General features: G+C 66.7%; 24 protein-coding genes. 14 read left to right on the top strand and 10 right to left on the bottom strand.

The window, feature by feature from the left end; genetic code table 11:
* Positions 1-141: 141 nt before the first annotated feature.
* Positions 142-963, bottom strand: a complete 822-nt coding sequence (pyrF, locus tag LK542_RS02220; protein ID WP_227810636.1) for an orotidine-5'-phosphate decarboxylase — start codon at positions 961-963, stop codon at positions 142-144.
* Between the two features lie 137 nt (positions 964-1,100).
* On the opposite strand from pyrF, the gene LK542_RS02215 reads away from it, so the two are divergent.
* From LK542_RS02215 to LK542_RS02175, 9 genes are all read left to right on the top strand, one after another.
* Complete coding sequence (locus LK542_RS02215) at positions 1,101-1,712, top strand: LemA family protein (RefSeq protein ID WP_227800349.1); 612 nt, start codon at positions 1,101-1,103, stop codon at positions 1,710-1,712.
* A gap of 13 nt (positions 1,713-1,725) precedes the next feature.
* The gene (locus tag LK542_RS02210) at positions 1,726-2,583 is read left to right on the top strand and encodes a YgcG family protein (RefSeq protein ID WP_227810635.1); all 858 of its coding nucleotides are present in this window, start codon (positions 1,726-1,728) and stop codon (positions 2,581-2,583) included.
* Complete coding sequence (locus tag LK542_RS02205) at positions 2,583-3,092, top strand: TPM domain-containing protein (protein ID WP_227800347.1); 510 nt, start codon at positions 2,583-2,585, stop codon at positions 3,090-3,092. Before LK542_RS02210 ends, LK542_RS02205 begins: the two co-directional genes overlap by 1 nt.
* Positions 3,093-3,202: 110 nt before the next feature.
* Complete coding sequence (locus LK542_RS02200; protein WP_227810634.1) at positions 3,203-3,748, top strand: type II CAAX prenyl endopeptidase Rce1 family protein; 546 nt, start codon at positions 3,203-3,205, stop codon at positions 3,746-3,748.
* Positions 3,749-3,780: 32 nt separating this feature from the next.
* Positions 3,781-5,073 carry an amidohydrolase family protein gene (locus tag LK542_RS02195; protein ID WP_227810633.1) on the top strand — a complete coding sequence of 431 codons (1,293 nt, stop codon included), beginning with the start codon at positions 3,781-3,783 and terminating at the stop codon, positions 5,071-5,073.
* Positions 5,074-5,140: 67 nt separating this feature from the next.
* The gene (locus LK542_RS02190; protein WP_227810632.1) at positions 5,141-5,905 is read left to right on the top strand and encodes an SDR family NAD(P)-dependent oxidoreductase; all 765 of its coding nucleotides are present in this window, start codon (positions 5,141-5,143) and stop codon (positions 5,903-5,905) included.
* Between the two features lie 581 nt (positions 5,906-6,486).
* Positions 6,487-6,801: a hypothetical protein gene (locus LK542_RS02185; protein ID WP_227810631.1), complete on the top strand. Its 315-nt coding sequence runs from the start codon at positions 6,487-6,489 to the stop codon at positions 6,799-6,801.
* Between the two features lie 51 nt (positions 6,802-6,852).
* Complete coding sequence (locus tag LK542_RS02180) at positions 6,853-7,290, top strand: VanZ family protein (RefSeq protein ID WP_227810630.1); 438 nt, start codon at positions 6,853-6,855, stop codon at positions 7,288-7,290.
* Between the two features lie 175 nt (positions 7,291-7,465).
* Complete coding sequence (locus tag LK542_RS02175; RefSeq protein WP_227810629.1) at positions 7,466-8,149, top strand: hypothetical protein; 684 nt, start codon at positions 7,466-7,468, stop codon at positions 8,147-8,149.
* 82 nt (positions 8,150-8,231) lie between these two features.
* On the opposite strand, the gene LK542_RS02170 is transcribed toward LK542_RS02175, so the two are convergent.
* The 5 genes from LK542_RS02170 to LK542_RS02150 form a co-directional block, all read right to left on the bottom strand.
* The gene (locus LK542_RS02170; RefSeq protein WP_227800340.1) at positions 8,232-10,058 is read right to left on the bottom strand and encodes a glycoside hydrolase family 2 protein; all 1,827 of its coding nucleotides are present in this window, start codon (positions 10,056-10,058) and stop codon (positions 8,232-8,234) included.
* Positions 10,055-11,146, bottom strand: a complete 1,092-nt coding sequence (galK, locus tag LK542_RS02165; RefSeq protein WP_227810628.1) for a galactokinase — start codon at positions 11,144-11,146, stop codon at positions 10,055-10,057. Before galK ends, LK542_RS02170 begins: the two co-directional genes overlap by 4 nt.
* Positions 11,143-12,246 carry a Xaa-Pro peptidase family protein gene (locus LK542_RS02160; protein ID WP_227810627.1) on the bottom strand — a complete coding sequence of 368 codons (1,104 nt, stop codon included), beginning with the start codon at positions 12,244-12,246 and terminating at the stop codon, positions 11,143-11,145. Before LK542_RS02160 ends, galK begins: the two co-directional genes overlap by 4 nt.
* The gene (gene galT, locus LK542_RS02155; RefSeq protein WP_227800337.1) at positions 12,243-13,358 is read right to left on the bottom strand and encodes a galactose-1-phosphate uridylyltransferase; all 1,116 of its coding nucleotides are present in this window, start codon (positions 13,356-13,358) and stop codon (positions 12,243-12,245) included. The genes LK542_RS02160 and galT overlap by 4 nt, the downstream gene beginning before the upstream one ends.
* A 405-nt stretch (positions 13,359-13,763) precedes the next feature.
* Positions 13,764-15,287 (bottom strand): dipeptidase, encoded by a 1,524-nt coding sequence (locus LK542_RS02150; protein ID WP_227810626.1) that lies wholly within the window; start codon positions 15,285-15,287, stop codon positions 13,764-13,766.
* Between the two features lie 122 nt (positions 15,288-15,409).
* On the opposite strand from LK542_RS02150, the gene LK542_RS02145 reads away from it, so the two are divergent.
* Entirely contained in the window at positions 15,410-16,276 is an 867-nt protein-coding gene (locus LK542_RS02145) for a pirin family protein (protein ID WP_227800335.1), read from the top strand.
* Here LK542_RS02145 and LK542_RS02140 read toward each other — a convergent pair.
* On the bottom strand, positions 16,262-16,660 hold the full coding sequence (locus LK542_RS02140; protein ID WP_227810625.1) for a hypothetical protein: 399 nt from the start codon (positions 16,658-16,660) through the stop codon (positions 16,262-16,264). The two genes, LK542_RS02145 and LK542_RS02140, sit on opposite strands and share 15 nt — an antisense overlap.
* A gap of 377 nt (positions 16,661-17,037) precedes the next feature.
* On the opposite strand from LK542_RS02140, the gene LK542_RS02135 reads away from it, so the two are divergent.
* Together LK542_RS02135 and LK542_RS02130 are read left to right on the top strand one after the other, a co-directional pair.
* Positions 17,038-18,075 carry an asparaginase gene (locus LK542_RS02135; protein ID WP_227810624.1) on the top strand — a complete coding sequence of 346 codons (1,038 nt, stop codon included), beginning with the start codon at positions 17,038-17,040 and terminating at the stop codon, positions 18,073-18,075.
* Positions 18,076-18,135: 60 nt separating this feature from the next.
* Positions 18,136-19,188 (top strand): SDR family oxidoreductase, encoded by a 1,053-nt coding sequence (locus LK542_RS02130; RefSeq protein WP_227810623.1) that lies wholly within the window; start codon positions 18,136-18,138, stop codon positions 19,186-19,188.
* Between the two features lie 6 nt (positions 19,189-19,194).
* Here LK542_RS02130 and LK542_RS02125 read toward each other — a convergent pair whose 3' ends face one another.
* Positions 19,195-20,052: a hypothetical protein gene (locus LK542_RS02125; protein ID WP_227810622.1), complete on the bottom strand. Its 858-nt coding sequence runs from the start codon at positions 20,050-20,052 to the stop codon at positions 19,195-19,197.
* A gap of 149 nt (positions 20,053-20,201) precedes the next feature.
* On the opposite strand from LK542_RS02125, the gene LK542_RS02120 reads away from it, so the two are divergent.
* A complete protein-coding gene (locus tag LK542_RS02120; protein WP_227810621.1) occupies positions 20,202-21,023 on the top strand; it encodes a hypothetical protein in 822 nt (273 codons plus the stop codon).
* Positions 21,024-21,123: 100 nt separating this feature from the next.
* Here the strand turns inward: LK542_RS02120 and LK542_RS02115 are convergent, their stop codons facing one another.
* Complete coding sequence (locus LK542_RS02115; protein ID WP_227810620.1) at positions 21,124-21,813, bottom strand: fumarylacetoacetate hydrolase family protein; 690 nt, start codon at positions 21,811-21,813, stop codon at positions 21,124-21,126.
* A 53-nt stretch (positions 21,814-21,866) separates the two neighbouring features.
* Positions 21,867-22,922, bottom strand: coding sequence for a galactose-1-epimerase (locus LK542_RS02110; protein WP_227810619.1), 1,056 nt, complete (start codon positions 22,920-22,922; stop codon positions 21,867-21,869).
* Positions 22,923-23,268: 346 nt separating this feature from the next.
* Here LK542_RS02110 and LK542_RS02105 point away from each other — a divergent pair, with 346 nt between their 5' ends.
* Positions 23,269-24,291: a porin gene (locus LK542_RS02105; protein ID WP_227800327.1), complete on the top strand. Its 1,023-nt coding sequence runs from the start codon at positions 23,269-23,271 to the stop codon at positions 24,289-24,291.
* Positions 24,292-24,374 lie beyond the last annotated feature (83 nt).

Raw genomic sequence — 24,374 nt, 5'->3', positions numbered from 1 at the left:
GAGTCATGGGCGCCAGTGGCGTTCATGACGGTTCTTAGGCTAACTCAAGAATATCGTTACCGTACTTTCAAGCGTTAGCCTGAGCACGTCATCCCGGCGCAGGCCGGGATCCAATTTCTTCAGCAATCCACCAGCGTAACCTTACCCCCGCGCCCCATTAATCGCATCCCGCGTCTCCATCGCCACCCGCCGCGCCGCCGCCGCGAAATCCTCACCCGCCTGAGGCGCCGCATACAGGATCGCCCGCGACGAATTGATCATCATCCCGGCCCCATTCGCCGTACGCCCCGCCTTGACGGTCGCCTCCACATCCCCACCCTGCGCCCCGACACCCGGGATCAACAGCGGCATATCGCCCACCAGCTTGCGCACCTGCGCGATCTCTTCCGGGAAGGTCGCCCCCACCACCAGCGCCAGCTGGCCGTTGCGGTTCCACTTCGTGGCCACCAACTCGGCCACGTGCTGGTACAGCGGGCGTCCGCCCACGTCCAGGAACTGCAGGTCGGAGCCGCCCGCGTTCGAGGTGCGGCACAGCACGATCACGCCACGGTCGGCCCACTCCAGGTAGGGCTCGACCGAATCGAAACCCATGTAGGGGCTGACCGTCACCGCATCCGCGCCATAGCGATCGAAGGCTTCGCGCGCGTACTGGTGGGCGGTGGCGCCGATGTCGCCGCGCTTGGCGTCGAGCACCAGCGGGATGTGCGGATAGCGTTCACGCAGGTAGCGGCAGATTTCTTCCAGCTGTGCTTCCGCACCGAGCGCCGCGAAATAGGCGATCTGGGGCTTGAAGGCGCAGGCCAGGTCGGCGGTAGCGTCGATGATCGCCTTGCAGAACTGGACGATGCCGTCCGGCTGTCCCTGCAGGTGGGCGGGGAAGCGCGCCAGGTCAGGGTCGAGTCCGACGCACAGCAGGGAATTGTTGCGGGTCCATGCAGCGGATAGTTTGTCGATGAAAGTCACGTCGGGCCCCTTGATGGTCGAATATTGCAAACCCAATATTGTACCCGCGAGCCATGCCGCTCCACGATGATGCGCCAGAAGATCTTTACATCATGTATATTTTGACCATTCGACAACTTGCCATGGACAAAACGATCATGACATCTACCCTCTTCTCCCGTTGGACCCGTACCCTGGCCGTGGCCCTCCTGACCGGCACCCTGCTGTCGGGCTGCGGCTATAACGAGTTCCAGACCAAGGACGAGGCCACCAAGGCGGCCTGGGGCGAGGTGGTGAACCAGTACCAGCGCCGCGCCGACCTGATTCCAAACCTGGTGAACACCGTGAAGGGCTATGCCTCGCACGAGCGCGAAACCCTGGAATCGGTCACCCGCGCACGCGCCGCCGCGACCAGCTTCCAGATCACGCCGGAAGTGCTGAACGACCCGGCCGCCTTCCAGAAATTCCAGCAGGTGCAGGGCGAGCTGTCCGGCGCGCTGTCGCGCCTGATGGCCGTCTCCGAAAAGTATCCAGACCTGAAGGCCGACACCAGCTTCCGCGACCTGCAGTCGCAGCTGGAAGGCACGGAAAACCGCATCACGGTCGCGCGCCAGCGCTACATCGCTTCGGTGCAGGACTATAACGTCACGGTCCGCAAGTTCCCGACCAACCTGACGGCCATGATGTTCGGCTACGAAGCCAAGCCCTCGTTCACGGTCGAGAACGAGAAGGCGATCTCGACGGCGCCAACGGTCGACTTCGGCAAGTAAGCGGACGTACACGATGCAGCTAGCTAGCGGCCAACTTCTGCGTTTCCTGCGTTCCCTGTGGCTCCTGCTGCTGGCGGGCCTGCTGGCCGGCCCGGCTGTTGCGCAGCTGAAGCCTGTGCCGCCGCTCACGGGGCGGGTGGTGGACGAAGCCGGCATGCTCGACGCCAGCCAGCGCGAGCGCCTCACGGCCGTGCTGGCCGACTACGAGGCGCGCACCGGCAGCCAGATCGCGGTCCTGCTGGTCAAGTCGACCGAACCGGAAGCCATCGAACAGTTCAGCATCCGCGTCACCGACGCCTGGAAGCTCGGACGCAAGGGCATCGACGACGGCGTGCTGCTGATGGTAGCGCGCGACAACCCGAGTTCGCTGCGGCGCCTGCGCATCGAGGCCGGACGTGGCGTGCAGGGCGTGCTCACCGACGCCCAGTCGAAACGCATCCTGCAGGACGTGATCGCTCCGCACTTTCGCCAGAACCATTATTACGAAGGCTTGGTGGCCGGCGTGGGCGCCATCGCGACCTTGCTGAACAAGGAAAGCTTCCCGGCCCCGGCCCAGCAGCAGCTGCCGCAGCGCCAGGTCCAGCAGGATAGCGGCGGTTTTTCGCTGTTCGGCATCATCCCGCTCCTGATCGGCTTCTTCGTACTGCGTTCGCTCTTCAAACCGCGCCGCAGCCGGCTGTCGCCCAACCACTGGGGCCATCGCCGCAGCAGCGGGCTGGGCGACGTCGCCACCGGCATCATCCTCGGTAACGTCCTGGGCGGCATGGGCCGTGGCGGCGGCTTCGGCGGCGGCGGTGGCGGATTCGGTGGCGGCGGCTTTTCCGGCGGTGGAGGCAGCTTCGACGGCGGCGGCGCCTCGGGAGACTGGTAATGGGTTTCACACAACGATTCAAGCGCGCCTGGCGCCACCTGGGCAGCAGCAGCGCGGACGCCAAACGGGCCTTCCCCGAGGCGACCCTTGGCGCAATCACCGAGGCCATCACGGCCGGCGAACAGACCCACCGCGGCGAAGTGCGCCTGATCGTCGAGAAGGCCCTGCCTTTCGACGACGCCTGGGACGGCGTCACCAATCGCCAGCGCGCGCTGGCCCTGTTCGCCGACTACGGCGTGTGGGACACGGAAGACAATTGCGGCGTGCTCATCTATATCAACCTGGCCGAGCACAAGGTCGATATCGTGGCCGACCGCGGCATCGACCGCCGGATCGACAGCGCCACCTGGCAGGCGGTGTGCCGCACCATGACCGAGGGCTTCAAGGCCGGCCGCTTCCACGACGCGACCCTGGCCGCCATCGGCCAGGTGAACGAACTGCTGCGCCAGCACTTCCCGGCGAACGGCAACCGCAGCAACGAATTGCCGGACAAGCCGCTGATGCTGTGAGCCGGCGGCCGGAGCGGCGGCGCTTCGGCTGCCTGTTCGATTGAGGCAGGTCTGCATTCGGCCGCCGCAGCTCACTACGATCGGAGCATTCCTGGATGATGCAGACCGCCTTGGCCAATCAGACCACGACCACCCCGCCTCGCCTGGCGCGCTGGCATCCCCGCATCGCACCCCGGCCCCTGCTTGCCGCTACCTGCCTGGGCGCCTGCATGGGCTTGCTGGGCACGCTATGCGCGCTGCTCGTGCTCGGCCTGGCCCTGCAGTTCCTGCCGCCCGAACTATGGGGCGATTCCGCCGCAGCCAGCCTTGCCGGGCTCGGCCAGGACAGGATCTTCGTGCTGGCGATTCTGTATGCGCCGGTGATCGAAACCCTGCTCGGGCAGCTGCTGCCGGTGGAGCTGGCGCGGCGCCTCGGCGCGCCAGCCCTTGCCTGCGTGCTGCTGAGCGGCCTGGTATTCGGATGCGGCCACCTGGTAAACGGCGGCCTGGTCCACGCGCTGACGACGTTTTTCAGCGGTATGGTCTTTGCCTGCGCCTATCTGGCGATGCGCTGGCTCGGCATCGGACCCGCCTTCCTGGCGGCAGGCAGCGCGCACGCCGTACAGAACGGCACAATCCTGTATCTCATCGCACCCCTGTTTCCAGGAAGCGCCTAGCAGTCGCCAGCCAACCAGCCCGTGGAGGCGGAATGAAACGCTGTATCCCTTTGCTCGCGATCCTGATGGCACTGGTGTGCCCGCCCTCGCCCGCCGCCGAGCCGGTACTCGCCCTGAAGGCCGGCCGCGTATTCGACAGCCGCGCCGGACGCGTGGGCGGCCCCCAGGTCATCCTCGTCGAAAAAGGCCGGATCAGCGCGATGGGCCCCGGGCTTGCGATCCCCGACGGCGCGACCGTCATTGACCTGAGCGGCTACACGGTGATGCCGGGCCTGATCGAAGCCCATGCCCACCTGCTGCAGGAGCATCCCGGCGACGAGCACAATACGCTGACGGTCACCAAGGCGGTGGTCATGGAAGGCGATCCGCTGCGCGCACTGCGCGGCGCCGCGCGTGCCCGCAGTTATCTCGAGGCCGGCTATACCACCGTCCGTGACCTCGGCAACGCCGGGCGCTTCGCCGACGTGGCGCTCAAGCGCGCCATTGACGAGGGCTCGGTGCCCGGCCCCCGGCTGTTCGTCTCCGGTCCCGGACTGGCGCCCGAAGGGGGCCAGGTGCCGAACCTGGCGCCGGGCCACGCCGGCCTCATCGACGGCGACTACCGCATCGTGCGCGGCGCCGAGGATGCGCGCATCGCAGTGCGCGAGAACGTCTACCATGGAGCCGACCTGATCAAGATCTATTCGAACAGCTCGCCCAACCGCACCCTGCTCTCGCTGGCGGAGATGAAGGCCATCGTCGAGGAAGCGCATCTGTACAAGCTGAAGGTCACCGCGCACGCCACCACCGACGAAGCGATCGAACGCGCGCTCGAAGCCGGCGTCGACGCCATCGAGCATGGCTACAAGCTCAGCGACACCACGCTCAGGCAGATGCAACGTAAAGGCGTGTTCCTGGTGCCGACCGACATGGATGTGTCGCTGGCCGAAAAGCAGGTGCGCAAGCTGAACATGCCGCTGACGCGCGAACAGGTCGTCGGCCTGGCCAAGCCCTATCATGAACGCCTGCGGCGCGCGCGCGACACCGGCGTCACCATCGCCGCCGGTTCGGACATGTACATGGGACTGGGGCCATCGCGCGGAGAAGCGGCCAAGCGGGTGCTGTTCGCCTATGCCGAAGCGGGACTGGGCACGCGCGAGATCCTGCAGGCGGCCACCATCAACAATGCGCGCCTGCTCGACCAGGAGGGGCTGGGCGTGCTGGCCGAGGGCGCGCACGCGGACATCATCGCCGTGGACGGCAATCCCCTCGACGAGCTGGCGGCGATCGAACGGGTCGTTTTCGTCATGAAGGGCGGCGTGGTGGCGAAGGCCTTGCCCCGCTAGCCAGCGCCCTGCCGCGCAAGATCGATACAATGGCGGCTTTCCTGTTTTCCATGAAAGTATGCACGCCATGAAACTAGCCAACAAAACCGCCATCGTGACCGGCGCCAGCCAGGGCATCGGCCTCGCGTGCGCTACCCGCCTGGTGCAGGAAGGCGCGCGCGTCATGCTGGTAGACATCCGTCCGGAGGGCGCGGATGCTGCCGCGGCGCTCGGCGAGGCGGCGCGTTTCTACCAGGCGGACGTCAGCATCAAGACCGAGGTCGACGCAATGGTTGCCGCCACCCTGGCAGCCTTTGGTCAGATCGATATCCTCGTCAACAATGCCGGCGTCACCCATGCGGCCAGCTTCCTCGACCTGGAAGAAGACGACTTCGACCGCGTCCTGCGCATCAACCTGAAGTCGATGTTCCTGTGCAGCCAGGCGGCCGCACGCGAGATGGTGAAGCGCCAAGCCGGCTGCATCATCAACATGTCCAGCGTGAACGCCGAGCTCACCATCCCGAACCAAGTGCCGTATGTCGTGTCGAAAGGCGGCGTCAACCAGCTGACGCGCGTGGCCGCGATCAGCCTGGCCGAACATGGCATCCGCGTGAACGCCATCGGCCCTGGAACCATCCTGACCGAGCTCGCCAGGAAAGCCGTGCTCGGCAGTCCGGAAGCGCGCCACACGATCCTGTCGCGCACGCCGCTCGGACGCTGCGGCGAACCCGAGGAAGTGGCCGCCATCTGCGCCTTCCTGGCGAGCGATGACGCCTCTTACATGACGGGCCAGACCCTGTACGCCGACGGTGGCCGCATGGCGCTGAACTACACCGTGCCGGTGCGCGACTAGGAGCGCCTACACGCTCCGGGGCGGCAGGAACGGCTTGTCGGAACAGATATATGAAAAAACCATGTCTGGTATCCGTATTCTAAATTGGACATATATCGGGCCGGCCAACATAATGGCACCTGTCTCCACTATTCTCCTCCAAGAAAATAGTTTTAAGCCCGCCTAGAGCGGGCTTTTTTTTTGCCCTTCGCGACCGCGCGTCCTGCGCGATATTGTTGAGATCATGGCCGGGCCGTACAGTTCGGGCACAGCGGCTCGCATTTGATCCCTGTCACAGCGTGGTCACAATCAAGCCATATACTTTGAATCACCTGCCGTACACGCAACCGATATGCCTGATGGCAGCAGGTGTGCTGCACCAGCGTGCAACACACCAACCGATTACGTCTCTTGGCCCGATCTTGGGTTGTGCCCACCAGTTCCTGGTGGGCATTTTTTTCTTCAGTGGCAAGGCACCAACAAAAACTTCCGGCAAGGCTTGAAGCCGCGCCGTATTTGGCTATCATGAATCTCCCGCCCTGCGATTTTCCTCATCTGCAGGGTTGCGGAGACAACACAACAAGATAATGGGAGCCTGTCCTATGAATCTACGTGTATCCGAGAGCTACGCACATCCGCAGGAATCCGCCGCCGGACGCCGCCAGCATGCCGACGGCAGGCTGGTGCTCAGTGAACTCAATCCCCTGGCCGTCATCGACCGGCTCGACGACGACAGCGTGCCGCTGAACCTGCTGACTTTCGGCAGCGTGCGCGAGATCTGTCCCAAGTGCCGGCAAACCCACCTCAAACTCGTGCTGCGGCAGAACAGCGTTCGCATGGCACACCTGTTCTGCGCCGACTGCGAAAGCTGTTTCGACGCCCACTACGCGAACGGCGCACCCGCGCTGACGATCTGAGCCTGCGGCTGCCCGGGGCGGCCGGTCGGTGTGGCCAGTAACAAGATCGGCATGGTATCGTTGGCATTTGCCCAACGCCGCACCGCCATGCCCGCTTTCCTGTCGCTCCTGCTGCTCGATCCCCGCCTGCGTTCCGCCCGCATCAAGGCAGCCCTGCTGCTGTACGCGGGCGTGGTCGTGGCCGGCTCGGTTCCGGGAGCGCGTGCCGAGGTCGGCGAATTCGCGCCCGGCGTCGTGCTGCACGGCCTGACCTACGCCTTCCTGACGCTGCTGTGGTTCCTCGGCAGCACGGGAAGCGGCCAGGTGCGCGCCGCCAAGGCCGTGCTGGCGATCGCCCTGATGGGCGCCGGTGACGAACTGGTGCAGAGCTTCCTGCCCTACCGCAACGGCGACGTGCGCGACTGGATGGTCGACGTGGCCGCGGCGCTGCTGACCAGCACCGTGCTGGCCGCCCTCGTTCCCCGACAGGCCGCGGCCGACCGGCACTGACCTCCTCTCCCCCCGAAAAATCCACCGTCCCGGTGGCCTCCTTGACGCAGCTCAGCTTCAACCCGAGTCAGCTGGAACGCTGACGCACTTCCCGCCTCTCACTCCAGTGGCACGTGGCATCGTCACGCATCCGATTGAACATCCACGATCGAACATCCACCATAAGGAGTAAATCATGAAGCAAAAACACCAGAGCACCATCCTGGCGGGCTTGCTGGCTGTATCGCTGAGCCTCGCCGGGTGCTCCAGCATGCGCGGCGGCGGCGACACATCGAGTGGCGCGAGCGGCAGCAGCGGCACGAGCGGCAGCACCTCGGGCGGTTCCAGTGGCACCACCGGCGCCACCGGCACCGGCGGCTCCAGCAGCTACGGCTCGGGCAGCGCCACCGATGCTTCCGGCAACCCGACCGGCAGCAGCGGCAGCTCGAGCAGCATGGGCACCATGGGCACCGGCACCTCCGGTTCAGGCAGCTCCGGCAGCTCGGGTAGCTCGGGCAGCTCGGGTAGCTCCGGCAGCTCGGGCAGCAGCAGCGCTTCCAGCTATGACCAGTCCGGCAGCTCGGGCGCGATGGGCAGCACCGGTTCGTCCGGCTCGGCGGCGACCGGCACCTCGACGGCCGGCAGCGCCTCCCCCAACAGCACGGTGCTGGCGATCGAGGTCATCCCGCGCGCCAGCGGCAGCATGGGCAGCTCGGGCGCCTCCGGCAGCACAGGGTCGAGCGGCGCCACCGGCTCGAACAGCTACCGCGTCACGGTGCGCATGGACGACGGCAGCACCCAGGTCGTGACGCAGGACACCACGCCGGACTTCCGCAGCGGCGACCGGGTCAACGTCACCAGCGGCGCCATCCAGCGCTGAGGCGCGCCGCACCAAGGCCAGGCCACAAAAAAACAGCGCACCGAAACCGGTGCGCTGCTCAGTCTTGCTGCCCGGCAGAGCCTTATGGCATGCCGGTGCCGCCAGGGATGCCGTCCCCTTCGGTCTCGATGTCCTTGCGCTGCAGCGCCACATTGCGCGTGGCGGCGCTGATGACTTCCAGCGGCAGCTTCGGCGTGCGGTCCGCATTGAGCAGGCCGTTCGCCTCCTGGAAGGTGTCGGTGAACTGGGTATAGCAGAAACCGCTGAACATGAAGGTCTCGTTCACCACCCGCAACAGGTCGCGGTACAGCGACAGGTAGCTTTCCGCCGAATGGGCGCGCGAATAGCCCCAGGTGGTCTTGTCCGCATCCGGATCCTGCTTCGGATCGTAGGCGATGCCGCCGAACTCGGTCAGCACGATCGGCTGGCCGCGGTGCGGGAAACCGTCCAGTGTCAGGATGCGGCCGCCCGGACGCCGTTGATCGAACAAGGTGCGCACCGGGTCGGTGACGGCGTAGCGCGCCTGCAGCTTTTCCGGATCGCAGTCGTAGTCGTGGATGCCGAGAATGTCGGTGGCCGAGGCTTCCCAGCCGTCGTTGCCGATCACCGGACGGGTCGAGTCCAGCGTGCGCGTCAGGTGGTACAGCGCCTCCACCGCGTTGCGGTGCGCCTGGGTGAGCGTGAGGTTCGGCACGCCCCAGGATTCGTTGAAGGCAACCCACACGATGATGCAGGGGTGGCTGTAGTCGCGCTGGATCGCCTCGGTCCATTCGCGCACCATGCGCGTGATCGCACGCGAGCTGAAGCGGTAGGCCGAGGGCATCTCTTCCCATACCAGCAGGCCCAGCTTGTCGGCCCAGTACAGGAAGCGCGGGTCCTCGATCTTCTGGTGCTTGCGCACGCCGTTGAAGCCCATCAGCTTGACCAGCTCGACGTCGCGTTTCAGGTGCTCGTCGGACGGCGCGGTCATGAAGGATTCCGGCCAGTAGCCCTGGTCCAGCACCAGGCGCAGCTGGTAGGGACGACCGTTGAGCATGAAGCGGTCGCGGTTGATCGATACCGAGCGCAGCGCCGTGTACGAGCGGATGCGGTCGAGCACCTTGTCGCCGCAGCGCAGGGTCACTTCGGCGTCGAGCAGGGTCGGGCGTTCCGGGCTCCACAGGATCTCGTTGCGCGAGTCGTCGATGCCGGGGTCGGACAGCGCGATCTTGCGGTTCGCTTCGCCCGCCAGCAGCTTGTAGTAGTCGTCCGCCAGCAGCTGTTCGCCGTGCCAGATCTTGACCTCGACGAACAGCTCCTGCTGGGTATGACCGGCGGCGAATACCTCGCAGCCGATCTCGTAGGTCTCGAAGATCGGGGTCCAGCGCAGCGAAGCGATATAGGTGTCCTCGACCTGCTCGACCCACACGGTCTGCCAGATGCCGGTGGTGCGCGGATACCAGATCGAGTGCGGCTCCAGCAGCCAGTCCTGCTTGCCGCGCGGCTTGGCCAGGTCGGCCGGGTCGTCTTCGACGAACACCGTGACCACCTGCCTGCCGTCCTCGTTCATGACGCCGGTGATGTCGGCCGAGAACGGCGTGTGGCCGCCCTCGTGCTCGGCCACCAGGCGGCCATTGACCCAGACCCGGGCCGCGTAGTCGACGGCGCCGAAGTGCAGGATGGTGCGCTTGTTGTTGGGCGCCAGCTGGAACTCGCGTTCGTACCAGACGGCGCGGTGGAAGCCGGTATCCTGGATGCCGCTCAACTCCGTCTCGACCGCGAACGGCACGTTGATTTCATGGGTCCATTCCGGCGCGCCGTCCGGCAGCCGGTATTTCATCTCGTCGTCAAAGCAGAAGCGCCACTTCCCGTTCAGATTGATCCAGTTGTCGCGCACCAGCTGGGGACGGGGGTATTCAAACTGATTCATTGTTGTCCTTTCTGTTCAGTCGGTACCGGAACCAGGATCCGGCCCTGTCGTCCTTGCTTGCTGTTATAGGCCGCCAGCGCGGCGGCGGCCGCTTCCTGTGCCTGCCCTGCCCGGCACAGCGCCACGCAGGCGCCGCCGAAGCCGGCGCCGGTCAGGCGCGCCCCGAGTACGCCGGGCGCGGCGCGCAGGTGCTCGCACAGCTCGTCCAGCTCGGGGATCGACACTTCGTAGTCGTCGCGCAGGCTGAAGTGCGAGGCGTTCATCAGTTCGCCGAAACGCTCGGCGCTGACGCCTTCGGCCGCTTCCAGCACGCGCAGGTTTTCCATCACCACGTGGCGGGCGCGCTCGCGCATCGGCGAGGGCAGCGTCTCCACCGAGGCGGGATCCGTCACGTCGCGCAGCGCCTGCACGCCCAGCTTGCGCGAGGCTTCCTCGCATTCGGCACGCCGTTCGTTGTACTTGCTGGCGGCCAGCTTGCGCGCCACGCCCGAGTCGATCACGATCAGCTCGGTATCCGCGGGCATCTTGACCAGGCGGTGCTCCAGCGTGCGGGCGTCGATGAACAGCATGCTGGTCTCGTCGGCCAGGCTGGACGCCATCTGGTCCATGATCCCGCAGTTCACGTGGGCGTATTCGATCTCGGCGCGCTGGGCGATGCGCGCCAGCTTCACGTCGTCGAGCTCGAAGCCGAGCAGTGCGCGCAGCGCGCGCAGGGTCGCCACCTCGAGCGCGGCCGAGGACGACAGTCCCGAGCCGACCGGCAGGTTGGTGGTGATGTAGACGCGCAGCGGCGGCACCTCCACACCCTCCGCCTGCACCAGCCGGATGCAGCCCTCGACGTAGCTGCCGTAGCCCTGCGGCGCGCTGCCGTCCTGGGCGAAGGTGACGGTGTTGTCGAAGGTCGGCGAATAGAAATGGAAATGGTCGTCGCCGCTGCGGCTCATCGCCACCATGGTGCCCTGGGGCGTGGCCACCGGCAGCATGAAGCCGTCGTTGTAGTCGGTGTGCTCGCCCAGCAGGTTGACGCGTCCGGGCGCCGACGCGTTCACTTCCGGCGCGCCGCCGAAGAAGGTGTCGGTGTTCATCATGTTGCTTGCGCCTCCAGCCAAAGGGGCCGCTTGCGGCCATGTACGTCCGCCGCCGGCCAGCCGGGGTCGAACGTGAGATTCTCGAGCCCATCGGGGCCGAGCAGGAAAGTGTCTTCGATTTTTACGCCTGCGAAGCTCGGGTTGAATGCGAACGCCATGCCCTCTTCCAGCTGGGTCGCGGTGCTCGGTCCGGCCACGATCTCGCGCGCCTTGTAGCCGGTGATGCCGCCTTGGTGGTGCTCGCGGATCGCGTTCTCGCGGTCGGCGTGGTGATAGGCCGCGGCGAGCGCGTGGTACACCGCCGACAGCGACTTGCCCGGCTCGACGGCCGCCAGGCCCGTGGCCTCGACCTCCATCAGCGCGCGCTGCTCGTCCACCGGCGCCGCCCCCGCGAAGGACACGAAGCGGGTCAGATTGGCATACAGCCCATGGCGGCGCGCACAGAACACCAGCATGGCGCGTTTTCCCAGCGGTTCATGGGAGGGCGTCGGATGGCGCCAGGCCGGCAGGCGGCGCTCGCCGGCGGCCAGCACCAGCGCCGGATGGATACCGCGCCGCCACAGCGCTTCGGCGCCGGCCCCGGCCAGCCCCTGCTCGGTCCAGTCGGGCCGCGCGCGGCGCAGCACCTCGCCCATCGCCTCGGCCGCCTCGCGTCCCAGCGCGCGGTAGCGTTCGCGCTCGCTCTGTCCCAGTACCAGGCGCCGCTGGCGCAGCGCGTAAGGCAGCGGCTGCTCGCCGCCCTGCGGGCGGTCCGACATGATCGTGCGCCCGGCCGCCGCGTTCTGCACGTAGCGTTCGCGCAGCTCGGGCTCGGCCCAGGGCTCGACGTGGTAGGTGAAACCCTCGGGCAGCTCTTCGGCGCGCAGGCGCTCGGCCTCGATGGCGTCGGTCAGGATGCAGGCCTCTTCAGGCGTGACCAGCACCTCGGCCACGCCGCCGTCGGTGGTATGCAGCACGGCGCTCGATCCGCCCGCCGTCACCCAGGCGAACCAGTCGACGCCGCGCAAACGGATCGCCCCCGCGTTCGCCGCGGCCAGGTGCGCACGCAGGACCGCCAGCTTGTCCGCGACCTCGAGGGCGCGTGGCTGGAGTCCGGTCATGCGCGCCCCTCCCCGGGCCCGCTGTCGCCATCCAGGCTGACCTCCACCTGCTGCAGTTCGTAGGCGGTGGTCTCGGGCAGCACGTCCATCGCGAACATGCCGGCCGCCAGCTCGGTACCGGCCAGGTATTTCAGGCGGTCCTTGGTGCGGTATGGCGGATAGAACTGCGCGTGCAGCTGGGTTTCCGGATGCTCGGCGCCGTCGGTCGGCGCCTGGTACCAGGCCATCAGGTAAGGGAAAGGCCGGTTCCACAAGGCCTCGAACTTGAGCAGCACGGTCTTGAGCGCGCGCGCCAGGCCGGCGCGCTGCGGCGGCGTGAGCGCCGCGAAATCCTTGCAAGGCGCGGTCGGCATCACCCACACCTCGTAGGGGTAGCGGGCGCAGGCCGGCACGAAGGCGATCGCATGCTCGTCCTGGTACAGCACGCGCTTGCCATCCGCCGCCTCGTCGCGCGCCATGTCGCACAGCAGGCTGGTGCCGTGCTGCAGGAAGTATTCGCGCTCCTGGGCCAGCTGGCGCGCCGGCACCGCCGGCACGAAGGGATAGGAATAGATCTGGCCGTGCGGATGGTGCAGGGTCACGCCCACCTCGGCGCCGCGGTTCTCGAACGGCAGCACGTAGTGGATGTTCGGACGGCTGCCGATACGCTGGGTGCGGTCGCCCCACGTGTAGAGCAGCAGCTCGATGCGCGACAGCGGCAGCGAGGCCAGCGAGGAATTCGGGTCCTGGGTGAACACCACCACTTCGCAGTGGCCGTTGGCCGGCGCGGTCGGCACCGTCACGGTGGGCGGATCATGCGATTCCAGCGCCAGCGAGGGGAAGCGGTTGTCGAACACCGCGATTTCGTAATCACCGGCCGGCATCTCGGTCGGGTGCTGCGGGTCGCTGATCGGCGCCAGCGGGTTGTACTGCGGCGGCGGCTGGTAGGTGCGGTTCTGGCGGAAGGCAGCATAGGTCACCCACTCGCCGCGCAGCGGATGCCAGCGCAGGTGCGGATTGGCATGCTGGGGATCGGGGAAAGGACTGGGCGCAGTCAGGCCTTCCGGAATGGGCTGGTTGCTGTACAGGGTGATGTTGCGTCCGTCCGGCTTCTTGAGATCTTTGCTGTGCATGGCATCCAAAAAATGTCGGGCAATTGGCTTGTTAGTGAAGCAAATGCGCGCAAGCGGGCACCGGGGATCCCGGTCTGCTCGCGGTCTGTAACAATGATCCTATCATGCTGCTTTCGCCACATTTTCCCTCTAGAACCGAGGGATTTTCCGGTCGTCAATGACGTGGCGCCAGAGGGGAAAAGCCGCTCTCGAAGCCTGCCCCGCCGCTCCTAGGGAAAGGCGAAAAACCACAGTCGAGGCAGCTCACTTTTGTAAGTACATTCCTACAGCACGATGAGAAAATTTTACACATTTCAGCGCGGTTAATGCCTACGAACTCAACATGATCACGATGTTGAGCACTGCCGGTGAATGGGCAAAAAAAAGCCCCGGCGCTGCCGGGGCTCATGGCGTGATGGCGCGGGCTTACTTCGCCAGTTCGACCAGCACTGCCGTGTACATTTGCAGATTCAGCAGCAGCTGCTTCTCGGTGATGAACTCATGCTCGGAGTGGCCGGTATAGACCTTGCCGGGCATTGCGGGACCAAAGCTGACCGCGCCGGGGAACAGGCGCGAATTGGTGCCGCCGCCGACCGACACCGGTTGCGGGTTCTTCATGCCGGTGAAATAGGAAAACACGTTCATCAGGATCGGCAGCTGCGGCGCGCTCTTCTGCACCCAGGGATCGCTGATGCGCACCGTGACGTTGGCCAGCGGCAGGCGGCGCGCCTGCCATTGCGCCAGCGCCTCGTTCACCTCTTTGGTGAGCTGTTCGTTGCTCTTGCCCTGCGGGCGGCGCATGTTGATCGAGACTTCGATGCCGTCCTCGCGCTGCTTGATGACGGTCGGCGCGAAGCTCATCGGGCCCATGAAGCTGTCGCGGTAGGCGATGCTGCCGAACTTCTCGCCGTAGATGCCGGTGCCGACCATCTCGTTGAGGAAGTTCACCACGCCGCCGGCGACCGTATTGGCCCAGGGGCGCACGGCCAGCGCGTCGGCCAGCATGCTGACCGCGTTCACGCCGTCTTCCGGTTTCGAAGAGTGGGCCGACACGCCCTTGGCCTTGATGCTCAGGGTGCTGTCCTGCCAGCTGAAGCTGTACTGCATGCCCTCCTGTTTCGCGCCGCGGGCACGCACCGCCTTCTCAATCTCCGGCGTGGCATTGGCGATGACGGCGTTCGCATCTTCTGGAATCTGGCTGCCGAAGAAGCCGCCGCCGAATTCCGCCACATACGGCTCGCCCGCCGGCGCGGCCACGGCGGCCGCCTTCGGCACCGTCACGGCCACCGTGCCATAGCCCTTCTCCGCCGTCACCGCCGGGTATTCGGCGTCGAGCGTGATGTTGACCTGCGGCGGCTGGTGGGTCTTGAGGAATTCGACCAGCGGGGCCCAGTCCGATTCCTCGCCCATGTACACGTAGAGCTCGATGCGCTTGGACAGCGGCAGCCCCTTGTCCTTGATTGCCTTCATTGCGTACAGCGCGGTGGCGATCGGACCCTTGTCGTCCTCGGCGCCGCGCGCCAGCAGCTTGCCCGGCTCGCTGGTCCGGTCCAGCACAAAGGGCGACTTCTTCCACTTGCTGGGGTTGACTGGCTGCACGTCGCCGTGGGTGATCACGCCGACCCGCTCGCTGCCATTGCCCAGGCCGATGACCACGGTCCAGCCGTGGTCGGTGTAGTCCAGGCCCAGGCGCTGGGCCTCGAGCTTGAGCGCTTCCTTGAACGCGATGTGGACGGGATTCTTGTCGGACGGGACGGCCTTGTCGGCCACCGTGTTGTAGCTCACCAGCTTGGCGAGGGTGTCGACGACGTCCTTGCGGTAGGTGGTCGCCGCGTACTTGGCGGTCTTGACGGCGCTGTCGCTTGGAGCGCTGTTCGACTTCGTGGCCGCTGCCGCCGGCAGGGAAAGGGACGCCAGCAGCAGGCTGGCAAGCATCGTTTTTTTAAGCATGGGTTGCCGTCTCCGAAATGCACAGTGCGTGTTGCAAAGCGAAAAGAGTCTAGCACAGGCGTGTGCGCCCGGCAGGCGGCCTTCGGTTATCGTGAAGGCATGTGCATCCACCGGAGTGTTCCATGACCGCCCGCAACGTCCACCGCCTGCATCCCGCGATGCGCGACGATATCGGCGACCTCATCACGCAGCGTCCCCTGCCCGGCCGCCTGGTCGACCAGATCGATCCCTTCCTCTTCCTCAACCACCACGGACCGCAGACCTATCCGCCGCACAATCGCGGCCTGCCCTTCGGCCCGCATCCGCACCGCGGCTTCGAGACCGTCACTTTCATCCTCGAGGGCAGCCTGGCGCACCGCGACAATGCCGGCCACGAAAGCGTGATCCATGCGGGCGGGGTGCAGTGGATGACGGCCGGGCGCGGCATCGTGCATGCGGAAGTCTCGCCGCGCGAATTCCTCGAACGCGGCGGCCCGGTCGAGATCCTGCAGCTGTGGGTCAACCTGCCCTCGCGCCTGAAGATGAGCGAGCCGGCCTATGTCGGCCTGCAGCGCGCGGACATCCCTGTCCTGTCACTTGATGAAGGCCGGGTGAGCCTGCACCTGATTGCGGGGGACTATGAAGGCCAGGCTGGACCGATCCGTTCGCTCACCGGAGTGTTCATGAGCACGGTCGAGATGCGGGCGGGCGCCAGCATCCGCTTCGGCGGACTGGATGGGCGCAACGTGTTCCTCTACGTCGCGCGCGGGGTGGTGCAGGTCGGCAGCCATGCCGACCTGGTGAGCCCGATGCACCTGGTGGAACTGGACGAAACCGGCGATACGGTCGAGATCAACGCGAGCCAGGACGCGGTACTGGTGTTCGGCCATGCCGACCCGATCCGGGAACCGGTGGTATCGCATGGCCCCTTCGTGATGACGACCCGCGAGGAGATCGCGCAGGCCATCAGCGACTATCAGGCGGGGCGCTTCGGATCAGCGCTGGGCTAGCGCGACGTAGCGGCCGGCCAGGTTGGTGATGCGCACGGTGTCAGGCAGGCGGCGGCTGTTCGGGCGCTCGAAGGAGAAGCGCAGGTCCTTGCCGACGGCCACGAAGCGGCTCTTGCCGACGTGGACGATCTCGGTCGGGCCGTCACCGAAGTCGGCGTACAGGGTGCGGGTCTTGCCGTCCACCTTGCCGGTCACGGTCAGCATGCGGCCATCTTCCAGCTCGAAGAGGCCCTGCACATTGTCGAACATGAAGGGCGCCATCTGCACCTGGCGCGGCTGGGCGCCGACGACGTCGACGCGTTCGGTGCCTGCGCCCTGCGGAGCGGCGGTGGCGGTGAGGGTGAAGAAGGTGGCGGCGGCGGCCAGCAGCAGTTTGGTGCGCATGATGGGTACTTCCTTTCAGGTCGAAGTGAATGGTCCGGACCTGTGCGGCTGTTTGTTCGCGCCGCGCGGTCCACATAATCAGTTTCGCCAGCGTTTTTCTCGGTTTGTCTGGCGATGAGGGAAGTCTAGCGGGATGCCGCACAAGCTCAAGCGGCTCGCGCCGAAACGTCGGAAACGCGTGACGAAACGTCGAAAACGCGGACCAGACGGGAGGTACATATTTGTGCCTTGCGCAGACATCTGCACGCCGTGCAGATGTCTCGAATCGCCTGGATTGGCGGGCGAAACGCCGAGTTCGAAGGAAGCTGCCGAACGTGCGTCTGCATGTCGCGCAATGCCTTACAGTAGGGCTGTTTACCTTCTAACCAAGACCGTCCATGCACCCCATTCCCCTCGTCGCCACCACGCGTGGCTACCCCGACACCGGCAAGGTCATCGAGAACGTCCACGCAGGCTCGATTGCGGTGGTCGATGTCCGCGGCCGCCTGCTGTACGCCGGCGGCGACCCGCACTACCCCACCTTCACGCGTTCGGCGCTCAAGCCCTTCCAGGCCCTGCCCTTCATCCTGTCCGACGGGCCGGCGCGCTTCGGCTTGAGCCGCGACGAACTGGCGCTGCTGTGCGCCAGCTACTCCGGCGAGGACAAGCACCTGGAAGGCGTGCAGTCCATCCTGAACAAGATCGGCCTCGACCCCGGCCACCTGGAATGCGGCTGCGCCACGCCCCTGTTCTACGAGTTCACCGGAGAGAAGCCGCCGCAAGACCGCAGCTGGACCCCGCTGCACCACAACTGCTCGGGCAAGCACAGCGGCTTCCTGGCCTGGTGCCGCCTGCATGGCGCGCCTACCCGCGGCTACGTCGAGCCCAGCCATCCGCTGCAGGGGGCGATCCGCAGCACGCTGGCCGAGGCGGTCGGGATGCCGGCCGAGCACATGCCGACCGGGATCGACGGCTGCTCGGCGCCGAACTACGCCATGCCCCTGTCGAAGCTGGCGCACCTGTATGCGCGCCTGGCGCAAGGAGCGCGCGACCCCCAGCTGGGCGGCGCCATGGGCCAGCTGTGCGATGCGATGACGGCGCGCCCGGACCTGGTCTCGGGCACGGCGCGCACCGACCTGGCCTGGATGACGGCCGGCGGCGGCGACTGGGTGGCCAAGATCGGCGCCGACGCCGTGCAGGCAATCGGCATCCGCTCGGCGGGCCTCGGCATCGCGATCAAGATCGCCGACGGCAACCCGCGCGCCCTGCACCCGGCCGTGTACGGCGTGCTCGAGCAGCTTGGCCTCTTGAACGAGGAGCGGCGCGCCCTGCTCGAACCCTACCGCCAGCCACCGATCCGCAATGCGCGCGGCACGGTGGCGGGCGACATCCGCACCCTGTTCACTCTCGCGCCGGCGCCAGATTCCGGACCGTAACGTACGCATGCCAGGCCGGGCGCCATCGTAGGATGTTCCGGAACCGACTCTGGGGGTGCAATGAACCTGTTCCGACTCGATGTGCGCGGCCTGCTGCCGCGCGCCTGCCTGGCCTGCATCCTGCTGCTGCTCGCCGTCCTGCTGGGCGGCTGCGCCACCACGCTCTCGTCCAGCGAGGGCGCGCAGGTGGCCGGCAAGACTTACGTCGTCACCGGCGCCTCCAGCGGCTTCGGGCGCGGCGTGGCCGAGCGCCTGGGCGGCCTGCGCGCCAACGTGGTGCTGGCGGCGCGCCGCGTCGAGCTGCTGAACGAGGTCGCGGCGCGCGTCAACGCCGCCGGCGGCAGCGCGCTGGTGGTGCAGACGGATGTCGCGCGGGCCGAGGACGTGCAGCGCCTGCTGGCGGCCACGGTGGCGCGCTACGGCCGGGTCGATGTCTGGATCAACAACGCCGCCGTGGGCGGCATCGGCGTTTTTGACGCCATCCCGCTGGAAGACCATGCGCGCATCGTCGACGTCAATCTCAAGGGCGTGATCTACGGCAGCCACGTCGCGCTGCGCCAGTTCAAGGCGCAGGGAGGCGGCACCCTGGTCAACATCGGCTCGGTCGAGAGCGAGGTGCCGCTGGCCTACCACGCCTCGTATGCATCGACCAAGGCCGCCGTGCTGGGCCTGGGCCGGGCCCTGAACGAAGAGCTGCGGCTGGCCGGGGTGGGCGAGCGCATCAAGGTGGCGACGGTGATGCCCTGGGCCGCCGACACGCCCTTCTTCGCCAACGCGGCCAATTATTCCGGCCACCGCCCGCGCATGCTGGCGATGGACGACCCTTCGAAAGTTGTCGAAGTAATCGTGCGCGCTTCGCTTTACCCGAGCGAGGAAGTGCCGGCCGGCTGGAAGGCGCGCGGCGCCGTGTGGTCGCACAAGATCGCGCCCGACCTGACCGAGCGCATCTCGGCCAACATCGCGCATGCCGAACAGTTCGAGAAGGCGCCGCCGACGCCGACCACCAGCGGCGGCGTGCACCAGCCCAACCCGGCCGCCACCGGCATCGACGGCGGCGTGCGCGCCCGCATGCGCCAGGAAGACGAAGCGAGGAAAACGGGCACGACGCCCTGAGCGTATCTAAGCTGCGAGGCGGCGCAGCATGGCCGCGATGGCGTCGATCACGCTCGCATCTTCCCAGTAGCTGTTGTGGGCCAGCGGGTTCCAGCTGCGCAGCAGCAGGCTGGCGACGCCGCCGCTGGCGTTGACGACGCGGTCTTCCACCAGTTCGCGGTAACCGCCCGGCAGCGGCTGCAGCGGCCAGCCGAGGATGTCGTCCGGGTCGTAGAAGTTGATCCACTTGAACAGCGAAGTCGGACGCTCGATCGGGATGATGTGCATCACCTTGTGGGCGGCGATGAAGACCGGGATGTTGCAGCCGGTGGTGACCAGCGCGGCGCAGGTGCCCGCGCCCAGGAAGCTCTTCTCGCTGGCGGTGAGCGCGCGGCCCAGCGTGCTCGAAGCCCAGGCATCGATGTTGCGCCAGATGCCGGCGCCCACCGGGTGGCCCCTGGCCGCTTTCTGGGCGTCGTAGATATAGCTCGACAAGACCTGGCAGCCGAGCGACTGGGCCGCGAACACCACCGGCATGTCGGGACGCACGGCGTGCGCCGACAGCAGGGTTTTCGCGATCTCGCCCTGGGCCAGTTCGTAGACCGAACCGGGGATCTCCTTGCGGTTTTCCAGCCCGGCGGCGTCGCCGAATCCGAACAGCACGAACTTGCGCAGGTCTGCATAGCGCACCGTGGCATGCGCGCGGGTCTGCTCCCAGATGCTGTTCTGGTTGTCCTGCAGGATCTTCTGGTAGTACACGGAGCGCATCACCACCTGCCCCGCCAGCGCCCCGAGCCGCCCGCGCAGGCTGTCCATCAGCCCGTCGGCATAGGTGGGCGGGGTTTCCCCCATTCCGTGCACCGTGATCAGCGCCACTTCAGCCATGGCATCCTCCCCTACCTGCGGGCGCGTCTGCTGTCCTGCGCGCCTCGATATTGATGGGGACAGCCTACCACTTTTCCTGCCCATGCACCCGTCCCGCGCTGCCGTGCGCGCCTGCGCTACCATGGGGGTTTTCAGCCTCGACCACGCCCATGCCGGAAGTCCTCTTCAGCCGCTACCGCGAGCTCATTCGCGGCCTCGACCTGGCGCAAGTTACGACGCCCGCGCAGATTCCCGAGTCCTTCCTGCTCGGCCGTGAGGGGCGCTACAGCGCCCACTACATTCCCTTCGAATCGGTGCACGCACAGGCGCGCGTGGTGGTGGCCGGCATCACGCCCGGCTTCGCCCAATGGAAGAACGCCATGCGCGAGGCGCAGCGCCAGCTGGCCGCCGGCAGGGGCGACGACGAGGTGCTGCGTGCGGCGCGCCTGGCGGGCGCCTTCAGCGGCGCGATCCGGCCCAACTTCGTGGCCCTGCTCGACGCGATCGGCGTGCAGCGCTGGCTCGGCATTGCCAGCTGCGCCAGCCTGTTCGGGGCGGATGCCGGCCTGGTGCAGGTGGGCGCCATCCTGCGCCACCCGATCTTCGTCGACGGCAAGAACTACAGCGGCTCGCCCTCGCCGCTGCGTCAGTCCTTCCTGCGCGATCAGGTACTGCGCTGGTTCGCCGAGGAAGCGCGGATGCTGCCGGACGCCCTGTACATCCCGATGGGCGCCAGCGTCAGCGAGACGCTGGACTGGCTGGTGGAAGAAGGGGTGATTGCGCGCGGGCGCGTGCTGCATGGCCTGCCGCATCCGTCGGGCGCAAATGCGGAGCGCGTGGCCTACTTCCTGGGCCGCAAGGAGCGCGCCGCGCTCTCGGGCAAGACCAACGGCGCCCAGATCGACGCGGCGCGCGCGGCCCTGCTGGCGCAGATGGATGAGCTGCTCGTCCGTAGGGTGGGCGGGTTTTCCCGCCCACGCGGTGATCGCTAGCGGCAAGATCATCCGTCACGATCACGGAGCCCGTCGCGATCACCGCGTGGGCGGCAGCCGAGCAATCGGTCGTGCAGACGATCGGGTGGAGCCGACCACCCTACGCAATAGACAATGCAAACTCCGTGACCCCATCCACGCCGCCACGCAGCTGATCGCCCGGCCTGAGCGCGGCGACGCCGGCCGGCGTGCCGGTATAGATCAGGTCTCCCGGCGCCAGCGTGACCAGGCCGGACAGGTAGCTGATCACCTCGGGAATCGACCAGATCATCTCGTTCAGGTTTCCCTCCTGGCGCAGTGCGCCGTTCACTTCCAGCCAGATGCGCGCATCCTGCGGGTGGCCGAGGGTGGCGGCGGGAATCAGGGGGCTGCACGGCGCCGAGGCGTCGAAACCCTTGGCCATGTCCCAGGGCCGGCCCGCGTCTTTGGCCACGGCCTGCAGGTCGCGCCGCGTCAGGTCCAGGCCCACGCCATAGCCCCAGACCAGGGCCAGCGCATCCGCCGGGTCGACATTGGCGCCGCCGGCGCCGAGCGCCACCACCAGTTCGACCTCGTGGTGCAGGTCTTGGGTGGCGGGCGGGTAAGGCACGGCGGCGCTGGCCGGCACCACGGCGTCGGCCGGCTTGGTGAAGAAGAAGGGCGGCTCGCGGTTCGGATCGCTCCCCATCTCGCGCGCATGGGCGCCGTAGTTGCGGCCGACGCAGAACACGCGGCGGATCGGGAAACGCTCGGGAGATCCCGCCACGGCCAGCGAAGGCTGGGCCGGAGCAGTAATGACGTAGCTGGACATGCTGATCCTTTCATGGACTGGACGCCCATGATAACCGGCTGCACCCGGTGGCGTCAGGCCTGGCGGTCGACCGAGAACCTGAAGCGCGACTCGGTCTGGTATACCTCGCCCGGACGCAGGATCACGTTCGGGAACTGCGGCTGGTTGGGCGAATCGGGGAAGTGCTGGGGCTCGAGGCAAAAGCCGCTGCGGTGGGCGTAGACCTGGCCCTTGCCCTGGAGCGACCCATCGAGGAAGTTCCCGCTATAGAACTGCACGCCCGGCTCTTCGGTGAACAGTTCCAGCACCCTGCCCGACTGCGGCTCCAGCACGTGTGCGGCCCGGGTCATCGCCTTGCCCTGCGGCTTGTTGAGGGCGAAGCAGTGGTCGTAGCCCTGGCCGTTGGCCAGCTGCGTGTCCGCTTCATTGATGGCCGCGCCGATCGGGCGCGCCTTGCGGAAGTCGAAGGGCGTCGCTTCTACCGGCGCCAGCGCCCCGGTGGGAATCGACTCGCCGTCGATCGCAACGAAGGTATCGGCATCGATGGTGAGCAGGTGCTCCAGGATGCTCCCGCCGCCCGCCAGGTTGAAGTAGCTGTGCTGGGTCAGGTTGACCGGGGTGGCCTGGTCGCTCACGGCGTGGAAACGCACCACCAGTTCGTTGTCGTCGGTGAGTTCGTAGACCACGCTGACGTCCAGCCTTCCCGGATAGCCCTGCTCGCCGTCGCGGCTGGTGTAGCGCAGGCACAGGCTGTCGCCCTCGATGGTGGCCTGCCATTTGAGCTTGTCGAAACCGGGCGCGCCGCCGTGCAGGTGGTTGTTGCCGTTGTTGGTCGGCAGGCTGAATTCTCGGCCGTCGAGCGTGAAGCGGCCGCGCGCGATGCGGTTGCCATAGCGCCCGATCAGGGCGCCGAAATATGGGCTGTCGGACTCGTAGGGGGCGAGCGTGTCGAAGCCCAGCACGACGTCGGCCAGCCTGCCGTCGCGGTCTGGCGCCAGGAGCTCGGTGATGACGCCGCCGAAGTCGATGATTTTGGCCACCATGCCATTCGCGTTGGCGAGGGTGAACCGGGTGATGGTCTCGCCATCGCGGGTGCGGCCGAAAGGCGCTTGCGTGATACCGGTACGCACGTTGTGATCGTCCTTGGTCTAGTGAATGGGCCGATCCTAACATGGGCCACGGACAGCCCGCGCACGCGGTCCGGCCGGGGTCAAACGAGCGCTTTCGTTACGCATTTACAACAACCGCCTCAGTAAAAACACGTAGTTTGCGCTGGCTCGTGCGGCTTTTTGGCTACGCACACATCCTTCACAGAAACCGAATAAGCAAAGAGTTAATGTTTCGTGGCATCATTTCGATGGCACTGGTAAGGTAAGCTTTTTGCAAGCGCGCGTATTGTCGCGATTTGTCCTGCCCCGGTACTGGTCGACAACGAGAACGGCGTTCGGAAACCCCATTCAACCACTGGAGATGTCAATGAAAAAGAAGAGCCTCGCCATCGCGGTATTATCCCTCCTGCCCCTGGCGGCTGCCCATGCGCAGACCAGCGTCCAGATCTACGGCATCGCCGATGCATCGATCGGCATCGAAGACACCGACGCACCGGGCGAAGACAGCCGCACCGTGATCAGCTCGGGTACGCAGTCCACCAGCCGCATTGGCTTCCGTGGCACCGAAGACCTGGGCAACGGCCTGAAAGCGCTCTTCAACATCGAAGCCGGCGTCGCCCTCGACAACGGCGCCTCGGATGCCGCCGGCACCTTCCAGCGCCGCGCCGTGGTCGGCCTGCAAGGCTCCTTCGGCACCATCACCATCGGCCGCGAGTACGGTCCGATCGCCGCGGTGGCGCAGTCGGCCGACCCGCTGGGCCATGGCTTCTACGGTTCGACCCTGACCGGCTTCGGCACCGGCCGCCTCACCCGCCGCCTGTCGAACTCGGTCAACTACAAGAGCGAAGCACTGAGCGGCTTCACCGTGCTGGCCGCCTACAGCGCCGGCGAGCGCCAGACCAGCGACCCGTCGGGCAGCCTGGTAGGCGCCGCGGTCGAATACAAGAACGGCCCGCTGTACCTGGGCGCCGGCTACCAGCAGACCGAACGCCTGGCCACCGGCGACGACAAGGAATGGACCTTCGGCGCGGGCTTCACCGCGGGCGCCTTCGACTTCCGCGCGGCCTACATGGAAGCCGATCCGGAAGGCGTGAACAACGAGTTCAAGTACACCACCGTGGGTGGCGTGTACACCGCGGGCCCGAACAAGTTCTACGCTTCGGTGCACCAGCAGAAGCTGGAAACCGGCGCCAAGGGCAACGGCTTCTCGCTGGCCTACAGCTACACCCTGTCCAAGCGCACCAACCTGTACACCAGCTACGGCCGCGTGCGCAACAACGCGCGCGGCGTGTTCGGCCTGTCCTCCGCCGGCGGCACCTTCGCACCGCCGACCACCGCACTGGGCGCCGATCCGTCGGTGTTCAACGTGGGCGTGCGCCACTCGTTCTGATCAGGCAAACGCCAACAAAAAGGGCAGGCCTCGCGGCCTGCCCTTTTTTTGTAGGGTGGTCGGCTGTGCCGACCGCGCGTTCA

This window comes from Massilia sp. IC2-477, from assembly GCF_020707265.1.
Classification (GTDB): Bacteria; Pseudomonadota; Gammaproteobacteria; order Burkholderiales; family Burkholderiaceae_D; genus Telluria.
This window is presented reverse-complemented; position numbering and strand designations above follow the sequence as displayed.

Bases quoted from the DNA above. Each gene is read 5' to 3' on its own strand.
- LK542_RS02215 (WP_227800349.1), top strand. From the start codon at position 1,101: ATGACATCTACCCTCTTCTCCCGTTGGACCCGTACCCTGGCCGTGGCC.
- LK542_RS02210 (WP_227810635.1), top strand. From the start codon at position 1,726: ATGCAGCTAGCTAGCGGCCAACTTCTGCGTTTCCTGCGTTCCCTGTGG.
- LK542_RS02205 (WP_227800347.1), top strand. From the start codon at position 2,583: ATGGGTTTCACACAACGATTCAAGCGCGCCTGGCGCCACCTGGGCAGC.
- LK542_RS02195 (WP_227810633.1), top strand. From the start codon at position 3,781: ATGAAACGCTGTATCCCTTTGCTCGCGATCCTGATGGCACTGGTGTGC.
- LK542_RS02190 (WP_227810632.1), top strand. From the start codon at position 5,141: ATGAAACTAGCCAACAAAACCGCCATCGTGACCGGCGCCAGCCAGGGC.
- LK542_RS02185 (WP_227810631.1), top strand. From the start codon at position 6,487: ATGAATCTACGTGTATCCGAGAGCTACGCACATCCGCAGGAATCCGCC.
- LK542_RS02180 (WP_227810630.1), top strand. From the start codon at position 6,853: ATGGTATCGTTGGCATTTGCCCAACGCCGCACCGCCATGCCCGCTTTC.
- LK542_RS02175 (WP_227810629.1), top strand. From the start codon at position 7,466: ATGAAGCAAAAACACCAGAGCACCATCCTGGCGGGCTTGCTGGCTGTA.
- LK542_RS02170 (WP_227800340.1), bottom strand. From the start codon at position 10,058: ATGAATCAGTTTGAATACCCCCGTCCCCAGCTGGTGCGCGACAACTGG.
- galK (WP_227810628.1), bottom strand. From the start codon at position 11,146: ATGATGAACACCGACACCTTCTTCGGCGGCGCGCCGGAAGTGAACGCG.
- LK542_RS02160 (WP_227810627.1), bottom strand. From the start codon at position 12,246: ATGACCGGACTCCAGCCACGCGCCCTCGAGGTCGCGGACAAGCTGGCG.
- galT (WP_227800337.1), bottom strand. From the start codon at position 13,358: ATGCACAGCAAAGATCTCAAGAAGCCGGACGGACGCAACATCACCCTG.
- LK542_RS02150 (WP_227810626.1), bottom strand. From the start codon at position 15,287: ATGCTTAAAAAAACGATGCTTGCCAGCCTGCTGCTGGCGTCCCTTTCC.
- LK542_RS02145 (WP_227800335.1), top strand. From the start codon at position 15,410: ATGACCGCCCGCAACGTCCACCGCCTGCATCCCGCGATGCGCGACGAT.
- LK542_RS02140 (WP_227810625.1), bottom strand. From the start codon at position 16,660: ATGCGCACCAAACTGCTGCTGGCCGCCGCCGCCACCTTCTTCACCCTC.
- LK542_RS02135 (WP_227810624.1), top strand. From the start codon at position 17,038: ATGCACCCCATTCCCCTCGTCGCCACCACGCGTGGCTACCCCGACACC.
- LK542_RS02130 (WP_227810623.1), top strand. From the start codon at position 18,136: ATGAACCTGTTCCGACTCGATGTGCGCGGCCTGCTGCCGCGCGCCTGC.
- LK542_RS02125 (WP_227810622.1), bottom strand. From the start codon at position 20,052: ATGGCTGAAGTGGCGCTGATCACGGTGCACGGAATGGGGGAAACCCCG.
- LK542_RS02120 (WP_227810621.1), top strand. From the start codon at position 20,202: ATGCCGGAAGTCCTCTTCAGCCGCTACCGCGAGCTCATTCGCGGCCTC.
- LK542_RS02115 (WP_227810620.1), bottom strand. From the start codon at position 21,813: ATGTCCAGCTACGTCATTACTGCTCCGGCCCAGCCTTCGCTGGCCGTG.
- LK542_RS02105 (WP_227800327.1), top strand. From the start codon at position 23,269: ATGAAAAAGAAGAGCCTCGCCATCGCGGTATTATCCCTCCTGCCCCTG.